Below are 8,060 nucleotides of genomic sequence, written 5' to 3' on the forward strand. Positions count from 1 at the left end.
CGTGCAATCAAGCGCGGGCAGCACCGTGCGACCGCGCGCGGGCGTCGCGGCGCGAGGCACGCGACACACCGCGCCGCGAACGCCGGCGGGCGCATATATCTGTCATAGGGAAAGCAAGGCGCGATTCTCTGAGTAAACCGAAGGCAGTGCAACTCGCCATTTTCACCATTTCGAACAAAATCGGTTCGATCGGCAGGCATTCCGAAAACAGGCGCGACCATTTTCAAGATAAGCACGCAAAATTTTTCTTTGTGTACGTTTGCGCTGCCGGATTCATAGCGTTTTCAAACTTTCATTTCGCCCTGTCGGAATCATCAGGTTGCACATCCGCGCGCGGGTACGGCGAGCAAGCGCAACTCGTTTATGATTGAACATCTCAGCTTGGCCCGCCTTCCTCGATGACGTCCGAACGTCCCGCCGACTCCCGCACACCCGTCTCTCCGCCCGCCGACGACTGGCAGGACGACGGCAGCTATGCGTCCGGCGCACCCGAGCACGATTTCGCGGTCCGGCGCGTGACGCTGATCGTGCTGCTGGTCGCGGCGATCGTGCTGCCGTGCATCTACGTGTCGGTCATGGCGTACAACGACCTGAAGGCACGCGAGGCCGCGGCGAGCGACGTGACGATGCGCACCGTGCGCGTCGCCGAGGAGCATGCGCTCAAGGTGTTCGACCTGAGCGAGACGCTCGACGCGCGCATCGTCGACCTCGTGCAGGACATGGACGACGCCACCGTGCGCCGCCACGAATCCGACATCCACGAAGCGCTGAACACGATCGGCGGCGGCTATCCGCAGGTGGCGGCGGTGTCGATCTTCGGTGCGAGCGGGATGCTGCTCGCGAACAGCCTCTACTATCCGGCGCCCTATGCGTCGATCGCGTATCGCGACGACTTCGCCGGCATCCGCGACGGCAAGGTGATCGAACACATCTCGAAGCTGATGATGGGGCCGCTCAAGCTCGAGAACATCCCCGTGTTCAACACGGGCGTCGCGCGACGCCACAGCGACGGTTCGTTCGCCGGAATGGTGTCGATCGCGCTGAAGTCTTCGTATTTCAATGCGTTCTACCGCGACCTGCTCGGCGGCGCGACCACGCCGATGACGATGGCGCTCGCGCGCTCCGACGGCGCGGTGATCGCGTCGTATCCGCCGCCGCCGTCGCTCGCGCACACCGATCTCACGGCCACGTTCGGCAACGCGCGCAACGATCCGCGCGCGGGCGTCGTGCGCGTGCGCCACGACGGCGCCAGCAGCGAGATCGTCGCGTACCGCCAGGTCGGCAGCTACCCCGTGTACGTGACCTGCGCGTACCGCACCTCCGCGATCTGGCATGAATGGTACGAACACCTGAGCGTGCTGTTCATCTCGATGTTCGCGCCGTCGATCGCGCTGTGGTCGGTGATCTGGCTGTCGCTGAAGCGGCTGAAGGCGGAAGAGGAAGCGTGGGACCGCTGGCAGGCCGAAGCGTCGATGCGGCGCTCGATCGAATCGGCATATCGGCAGTCGCGCAAGATGCAGGCGCTCGGCAACCTGGTCGGCAGCGTCGCGCACGACTTCAACAACCTGCTGATGATCATCTCGAGCAACGTGCAGATCGCGCGGCGACGCGGCGTCCAGCATCTCGACAAGGAACTCGGCGCGATCGAACGCGCGCTGAAGAACGGCCAGTCGCTCACGCGCCAGTTGCTCGGCGTCGCGCGCAAGCAGCCGCTGCACAACGAGACGATCGACGTCGGCCAGTGGCTCGGCACGTGTCGCGAACTGCTGAAGACGTCGCTCGGTTCGAAGTCGTCGCTGGTCGTCGCGATCGAGCCCGGCATTTGGCCGATCCGGGTCGATGTCGCGGAGCTCGAGCTCGCGGTGATCAATCTCGCCGTCAACGCGCGCGATGCGATGACGGCGGGCGGCCGCTTCACGGTCGGTGCGCGCAACGTGACGCTGCGCCGCGAGGACGGCTTTCCGCTGATCGGCGACTTCGTTCAGATTTCGCTCGACGATACGGGCTCGGGCATGGCGCCCGACGTGCTCGCTCGTGCGTTCGAGCCGCTGTTCACGACGAAGGCGCAGGGGATGGGAACGGGGCTCGGGCTACCGCAGGTGTTCGCGTTCTGCGAGCGCTCGGGCGGCCTCGCGACGATCGACAGCGCGGTCGGCGCCGGGACGTCGGTGCGCCTCTACCTGCCGCGCGCACGCGTCGAGGACATCGTCGCGCGCTCGCAGCCCGTCGCGCACGACACCGGCGCGCTCGCGGGCCTGCACGTGCTGCTGGTCGAAGACAACAGCGAAGTCGCGGCCGGCACCGAAGCGCTGCTGACGCTGCTCGGGCACCGCGTCACCTACGCCCCCACCGCCGACGACGCGTTGCGCCTGGTCGAGGGCGCGGCCGCGAACGACGCCTTCGATCTGGTGATCTCGGATATCCACATGCCGGGCCGCCTGAACGGCATCGATCTCGCCGAAGCGATCGACAAGCGGCCGGGGAAGCTGCCCGTGATCCTGGTCACGGGATACGCGGAGGAACTCGACCGCACGCGTACCGTCAACGTGCGCGTGCTGTCGAAGCCGTTCGACATCGCGCTGCTCGACGAGATCCTGCTCGGCATCCGCGAAGCGCGCGATGCGCGGCATGCCGGCGCCTGACCCGCGGCATGCGGGCCGGTGCCGGCGGCGGGAAGGGGACGGCGCTCAGGCCGCCTTCAGCACGCGCACCCAGTCGACGTAGCGGTCGACGAAGCCCTGCAGGAACTTGCGGGTGTCCTCGCTGACGATTTGCCCCTCGTCGTCGATGCGCGCCGGGTCATGCTTGATGAACATTTCCGGCTGCCCGAGCATCTTCACGTCGAGATACGCGAGCACGTTGCGCAGGTGCTGCTGCGCGAGCGCGGTGCCGACCGCGCCCGGCGACGTGCCGAGCACGGCGCCCGGCTTGCCGGACCACGAGTTGTGACCCCACGGGCGCGAGCCCCAGTCGAGCGCGTTCTTCAGCACGCCCGGGATCGAGCGGTTGTATTCGGGCGTGACGAACAGCAGTGCGTCGGCGGCTTCGATCGACTGCTTGAAGCGCTTCGCGACTTCCGGAAAATCCGCGTCGTAGTCCTGGCTGTACAGCGGCAGTTCGCCGATCTCGACGAATTCGAACGAGAAATCGGCGGGGGCGAGCGAGATCGCGGCATGCGCGAGCGCGCGATTCCAGGAACCGCGGCGCAGGCTGCCGACGACGACTGCAACACGATAGGGCATGGCTTTCTCCTTCCGGTGGGTGAGGAATCGGATCGATTGATTCCGAACAGGCGACAAAGGTCTGTTTATAGGCAAGCCAGCCCGCGAGCCGTCCCACGGGGCCGACCGGCCGACTTTCCACAAGGTTTTCCACAGAAATTGTGGATAACTTGGCCGCTATGATCTGATGTTACAGACTGCCCGCGTCGCGATTTCACGACGCGCGATGCGGGGCTCCGGCAAGCATAGCGCAGCACGCCGGCCGGCTTCGTGAATTCGTGACGGAACATCCGTTGCAGCGCGGCGTCTCGACCAGTAAGCTGCTCGCACCGCGATGCGCCCGCCCGACGGCGCGCCATGATCGCCCCCGCTCCGTAAGGCTCCCGACCCGCCATGCCGTCCGCGTACGACGACCCCACCTATCTCGCGCAACTGCGCCGCGACCTGTTGCGCTTCGCGCGACTCCAACTGCGCGATGCCGATGCGGCCGAGGATGCCGTGCAGGAAGCGCTGACCGCTGCGTGGACGCATGCGGGGGAGTTCGCGGGACGGTCGGCCCACAAGACCTGGGTGTTCGGCATCCTGCGCAACAAGCTGATCGACATTCTGCGTGCACGGCAGCGGACGGTGAGTCTGTCCGCACTCGACGCGGAGCTCGACGGCGAATCCGTGCTCGATCGCGAGTTGTTCAAGGAAAACGGGCACTGGGCCGCGCACACGAAGCCGCGACCGTGGGCACGCCCCGAAACGCTGCTGCAGCAACGGCAATTCTGGACGCTGTTCCAGGCCTGCCTCGACCACCTGCCGGAACATATCGGACGCGTATTCATGATGCGAGAATTTCTCGACGTCGAGATTGCCGATATCTGCAGCGAACTGACATTGACGACGAATCATTGCAGCGTGCTGCTGTATCGGGCGCGCACGCGCCTGCGCACCTGCCTGAGCGAAAAAGGACTGACGACCGAAGATGCTGCCGGGGAAATGTAGAGACGTGACGCGACTGCTGTCGGATGCGCTCGACCGATCGTTGACGCTCCATGAGCGCATGCAGGTGCACGTGCATCTGCCGGCTTGCAGCGGATGCCGCGCATATCGCGGGCAGATCGCGATGCTGCGGACGGCGGCACATGCAGCGGCGGGGCGGGGGATGGTGGATGAGGCGAGGGGTGATCAGGACGAGTCGTCGGGCGACGCGCCGAAGGGCTAAGTTGCCGATGTCGGTCTGTGGTTGCGCGTCGCAGTTGGCGATGTCGTTGGCGATGTCGTTGGCGATGTCGTTGGCGATGTCGTTGGCGATGTCGTTGGCGATGTCGTTGGCGATGTCGTTGGCGATGTCGTTGGCGATGTCGTTGGCGATGTCGTTGGCGATGTCGTTGGCGATGTCGTTGGCGATGTCGTTGGCGATGTCGTTGGCGATGTCGTTGGCGATGTCGTTGGCGATGTCGTTGGCGATGTCGTTGGCGATGTCGTTGGCGATGTCGTTGGCGATGTCGTTGGCGATGTCGTTGGCGATGTCGTTGGCGATGTCGTTGGCGATGTCGTTGGCGATGTCGTTGGCGATGTCGTTGGCGATGTCGTTGGCGATGTCGTAGGGGCAACGCTGGAGGCGGCTTGTGGGGCGAGCGCGCCGAGTACGGGCTGTCCGCTGCGTGGCGTCGGGGATCGCTGGCGGTTGCGAATCCTGTCGGTCGATCCCGGCGCGCTCGCGCCGGGATCGATCCGATAAGAAAAATACGCCGAGCTAAAATTATTCGAACAGCGCCCGCACCGACTCGGGCGGGCGGCCGATGGCGGCCTTGCCTCGATACACGACGATCGGACGCTGCAGCAAAATCGGATGCGCCGCAATCGCTTCGTAGGCTTCCGCGTCCATCAGGTTCGTACGGGCCAGATCCAGCGTCTTGTACGGCTCCTCGCCGTCGCGAAGCATGTCGCGCGCCGGACGCCCGAGCTGGCGATGCAGCGCTTCCAGTTCCTCGACCGTCAGCGGCGTCTTCAGGTATTCGACGACGTTCACCGGCGTGCCGGTGGTGTTCAGCGTCTCGACCAATGCGAGCGTCTCGCGGGACTTCGAGCAACGGGGGTTGTGGTAGATCGTGATCATCGTTCGGGCCTGGATGAGAAAGGCCCGTATTGTAGCCAGTCTGATTGCGGGTGTTTCGGCGGGGTGTCGGTACACGGGTGGAAGGGGATTGGAGTCTCGGTGTGGCGTGCAGAGGAAAGTGAATTGCGCCGACGAGTGCGTAGTCCGCTTGGTGCGTTTATGCGCATAAAGCGCGTTGCATGGGCAATTTGCGACGCCGTCTTCGGTGGCGGATAGCTCAGGGGATCAGACTCATCGTCCTGTGGTGTTGGCGGCGCCGACGCCGAGCCACCTCATATATCCGTCGCCGGGTTTATGCGCATAAAGCTAGCGCGTCCCCTGGTGGAAAGGACCGCGGGTATCGCCGTCGGCCCGGCCACTTCGATGCACCGAACGATCATCATCGCAATACACGATGGAGTCTGGGGCGTGCGACCTTCGATAACGGCCGAGCCTCCCGATGGTTTATGCGCATAAACACAGTGGGGACGGCCAGCGCGCTTCGTCACTGAACATGGCATGTGTCGCGTCGCATCGGTCTGAGCCGCGCGGCGTTTGTCATCGGGGAGCACGCTCGAGCGAGGACTCAGGGTCGTCGATGCACTCCGGCACTGCCGAAGTTTATGCGCACAAACTCCCCCGACACCGCGGCAGCGCCCCTTCAACGATGGATAGGGCAGCGCCTCAGTATGCCGAACGTGGAACCAAAGCCGCCCGTCGTCACGACCATCACCATTCATCATCCACCACAGCGACCTCGCTTCCTCCACCGGCGCCAGCCATCCGACATCCCGAGCCCGTTTATGCGCATAAACCAATCGCCCGAATGGCTAACGCGTAGTTGGCGAACGACAATTTCATTGAAATATAAATATCGTCCTGTAGAATTCCAACGACCAAAAACAGGAGTGAAAATTGGCCGCGGAAATCATTGCAGTCACTCAACAAAAAGGTGGCGTCGGCAAAAGCACGATTGCCATGCACCTCGGCGCGGCATTCCATGAGAAAGGGAAGCGCGTCCTCGTCATCGACGCAGACGGTCAAAACACACTGGTTCACTGGTCGAGCGCATCCGGTGACAGCGACGCCGGGATCCCGTTCCCGGTCGTCAACCTCGCCGAAGCCGGCGGCCAGATCCATCGCGAAATCAAGAAGTTCATCAACGACTACGACATCATCGTCGTCGATTGCCCGCCGTCGATCACCGAGAAGGTCTCCGGCGTCGTGCTGCTGGCCGCATCAATCGCCGTGATCCCGACTTCGTCGTCGCCGGCCGATTATTGGTCGAGCGTCGGGCTGGTCAAGCTGATCCAGCAGGCGCAGGTGATGAACGAAGATCTCCGCGCCGTCTTCCTGCTGAACAAGACCGAAGAGAAGCGCATGCTGACCCGCGAGCTGAAGCGCGCGCTCGAGGAACTCGGCTTCCCGTTGCTCAAGACGCAAATCCCGACCCGGGAAGCGTACAAGCAGGCGATGGCGCTCGGTCAGACCGTGCTGCAGATGAACGATCGTGGCGCGAAGCTGGCCGCCGCGGAAATCCGCGCATGTGCCGACGAAATCGTCGCCATGCTGCCCTGACTTTATGCGCATAAAGGAGTCGCATGAAACCCTCCCAATTTGCAAAAGGATTCCAGGCGCGCCCGGATATCACGACGAGCGAGAAGCGCACGGCGCTTGATCGGCTGAATGCCATCGACGGCATCGTCAAGTCCGAGACAGCCACACCCGCCCCGACGAAGTCCGCCAAGAAGGACATCGCGCCGCCGCCGGCTCCGGACGTCCTGCTCGATCCGTCGACCGACGAGTCGCCGCAATATCGCGCGTGGCGCCTCGAGAACCGCTATGCGCCCGGCCAGGTGATCGAGCTGTCGCTGAAGGCGATCAAGCATAGCCCGTTCAACCCGCGGCACTTCTATCTGAAGTCGTCGATTGCCGAACTCGCGGTCAACCTCGCGAAGCAGGGGCAACAGCAGGCGATTCACGTGATTCCGGACTACGACAATCCGGGTTCCTATTTCGTCAGCGACGGCGGCCGTCGTGTGCGTGCGTTGAAGGAAGCGAACAAGGAGTCGGTGAAGGCAATCGTGATCGACGTGCCGATCGGAATCCAGAGCTACAAGCTCGGCTACGATCTGAACGTGCAACGCGATTCGCAGACGGTGTTCGACAACGCTGTCGTATGGCGTCGTTTCCTCGACGACAAACATTTCCAGAGTCAGAAAGAACTGTCCGAGCATCTCGGCCTCGACGAGTCGACGGTCGCGGTTGCGCTGTCGATCGGCAAGCTGCCGGAAAGCGTGATGCAGGAGATGGTCGCGCGCCCCGATCGCTTCGGGTCGAACATGGCGTATCAGGTCGGCCGTTATCACAATGCGCGCGGCACCGAGGCGACGCTGCGGCTGATCAACAAGATCGTGTCCGACGATCTCAGCACGCGCCAGGTGTCGGACATCGTCAAGGGCCGCGTCGCGGCGCAGGAAACGCCGAAGCCGGCGGGTCGCCAGCGCTATGCGCAGCGTCTCGAGATCAAGCTCGGCGGCAAGTCGGTCGGCGACCTGAAGTCGTATGGCGAAGACCGTATCGAACTGCGTCTGCGCGGCCTCCCGAAGGACAAACGCGACGCGATCCTCGAGCAGCTCGAGCGGATGCTGTTGTCGGATTGATGGAAACGGCCGGCAGGGCCTGGCAAAGCGCCGGGCCCGCCGGATGGCGGGCGGCCGGCGACGGCCCCGTCAGAGAGGCCTGAACGGGCC

8 protein-coding genes are annotated in these 8,060 nt (G+C 63.9%); 6 read left to right on the forward strand and 2 right to left on the reverse strand.

What is annotated here, in order from left to right:
* Window positions 1-398: 398 nt before the first annotated feature.
* Window positions 399-2,642 (forward strand): hybrid sensor histidine kinase/response regulator, encoded by a 2,244-nt coding sequence (locus WS87_RS28670; RefSeq protein WP_059818509.1) that lies wholly within the window; start codon window positions 399-401, stop codon window positions 2,640-2,642.
* A gap of 45 nt (window positions 2,643-2,687) precedes the next feature.
* Here WS87_RS28670 and WS87_RS28675 read toward each other — a convergent pair whose 3' ends face one another.
* Window positions 2,688-3,242 (reverse strand): NADPH-dependent FMN reductase, encoded by a 555-nt coding sequence (locus WS87_RS28675; protein WP_059818510.1) that lies wholly within the window; start codon window positions 3,240-3,242, stop codon window positions 2,688-2,690.
* A 372-nt stretch (window positions 3,243-3,614) separates the two neighbouring features.
* Here WS87_RS28675 and WS87_RS28680 point away from each other — a divergent pair, with 372 nt between their 5' ends.
* The 3 genes from WS87_RS28680 to WS87_RS28690 are packed head-to-tail and all read left to right on the forward strand — an operon-like array spanning window position 3,615 to window position 4,816.
* Window positions 3,615-4,211, forward strand: coding sequence for an RNA polymerase factor sigma-70 (locus WS87_RS28680; protein ID WP_059818511.1), 597 nt, complete (start codon window positions 3,615-3,617; stop codon window positions 4,209-4,211).
* Window positions 4,192-4,431 carry a zf-HC2 domain-containing protein gene (locus WS87_RS28685; RefSeq protein WP_059818512.1) on the forward strand — a complete coding sequence of 80 codons (240 nt, stop codon included), beginning with the start codon at window positions 4,192-4,194 and terminating at the stop codon, window positions 4,429-4,431. The genes WS87_RS28680 and WS87_RS28685 overlap by 20 nt, the downstream gene beginning before the upstream one ends.
* 40 nt (window positions 4,432-4,471) lie before the next feature.
* On the forward strand, window positions 4,472-4,816 hold the full coding sequence (locus tag WS87_RS28690; protein ID WP_159085715.1) for a hypothetical protein: 345 nt from the start codon (window positions 4,472-4,474) through the stop codon (window positions 4,814-4,816).
* Between the two features lie 155 nt (window positions 4,817-4,971).
* On the opposite strand, the gene arsC is transcribed toward WS87_RS28690, so the two are convergent.
* On the reverse strand, window positions 4,972-5,328 hold the full coding sequence (arsC, locus tag WS87_RS28695; RefSeq protein WP_059818514.1) for an arsenate reductase (glutaredoxin): 357 nt from the start codon (window positions 5,326-5,328) through the stop codon (window positions 4,972-4,974).
* Between the two features lie 894 nt (window positions 5,329-6,222).
* Here arsC and parA point away from each other — a divergent pair.
* Window positions 6,223-6,885: a ParA family partition ATPase gene (gene parA / locus WS87_RS28700; RefSeq protein ID WP_040138954.1), complete on the forward strand. Its 663-nt coding sequence runs from the start codon at window positions 6,223-6,225 to the stop codon at window positions 6,883-6,885.
* Window positions 6,886-6,908: 23 nt separating this feature from the next.
* On the forward strand, window positions 6,909-7,970 hold the full coding sequence (locus WS87_RS28705; RefSeq protein ID WP_059698199.1) for a ParB/RepB/Spo0J family partition protein: 1,062 nt from the start codon (window positions 6,909-6,911) through the stop codon (window positions 7,968-7,970).
* Window positions 7,971-8,060: the final 90 nt, after the last annotated feature.

It is taken from the genome of Burkholderia sp. MSMB0856 (genome assembly GCF_001524645.2).
GTDB classification, from domain to species: domain Bacteria; phylum Pseudomonadota; class Gammaproteobacteria; order Burkholderiales; family Burkholderiaceae; genus Burkholderia; species Burkholderia diffusa.

What these genes read in the sequence shown, in the direction of transcription:
- WS87_RS28670 (WP_059818509.1), top strand. Translation starts at nt 399, where the DNA reads ATGACGTCCGAACGTCCCGCCGACTCCCGCACACCCGTCTCTCCGCCC.
- WS87_RS28685 (WP_059818512.1), top strand. Translation starts at nt 4,192, where the DNA reads ATGCTGCCGGGGAAATGTAGAGACGTGACGCGACTGCTGTCGGATGCG.
- arsC (WP_059818514.1), bottom strand. Translation starts at nt 5,328, where the DNA reads ATGATCACGATCTACCACAACCCCCGTTGCTCGAAGTCCCGCGAGACG.
- WS87_RS28705 (WP_059698199.1), top strand. Translation starts at nt 6,909, where the DNA reads ATGAAACCCTCCCAATTTGCAAAAGGATTCCAGGCGCGCCCGGATATC.
- WS87_RS28690 (WP_159085715.1), top strand. Translation starts at nt 4,472, where the DNA reads ATGTCGTTGGCGATGTCGTTGGCGATGTCGTTGGCGATGTCGTTGGCG.
- WS87_RS28680 (WP_059818511.1), top strand. Translation starts at nt 3,615, where the DNA reads ATGCCGTCCGCGTACGACGACCCCACCTATCTCGCGCAACTGCGCCGC.
- WS87_RS28675 (WP_059818510.1), bottom strand. Translation starts at nt 3,242, where the DNA reads ATGCCCTATCGTGTTGCAGTCGTCGTCGGCAGCCTGCGCCGCGGTTCC.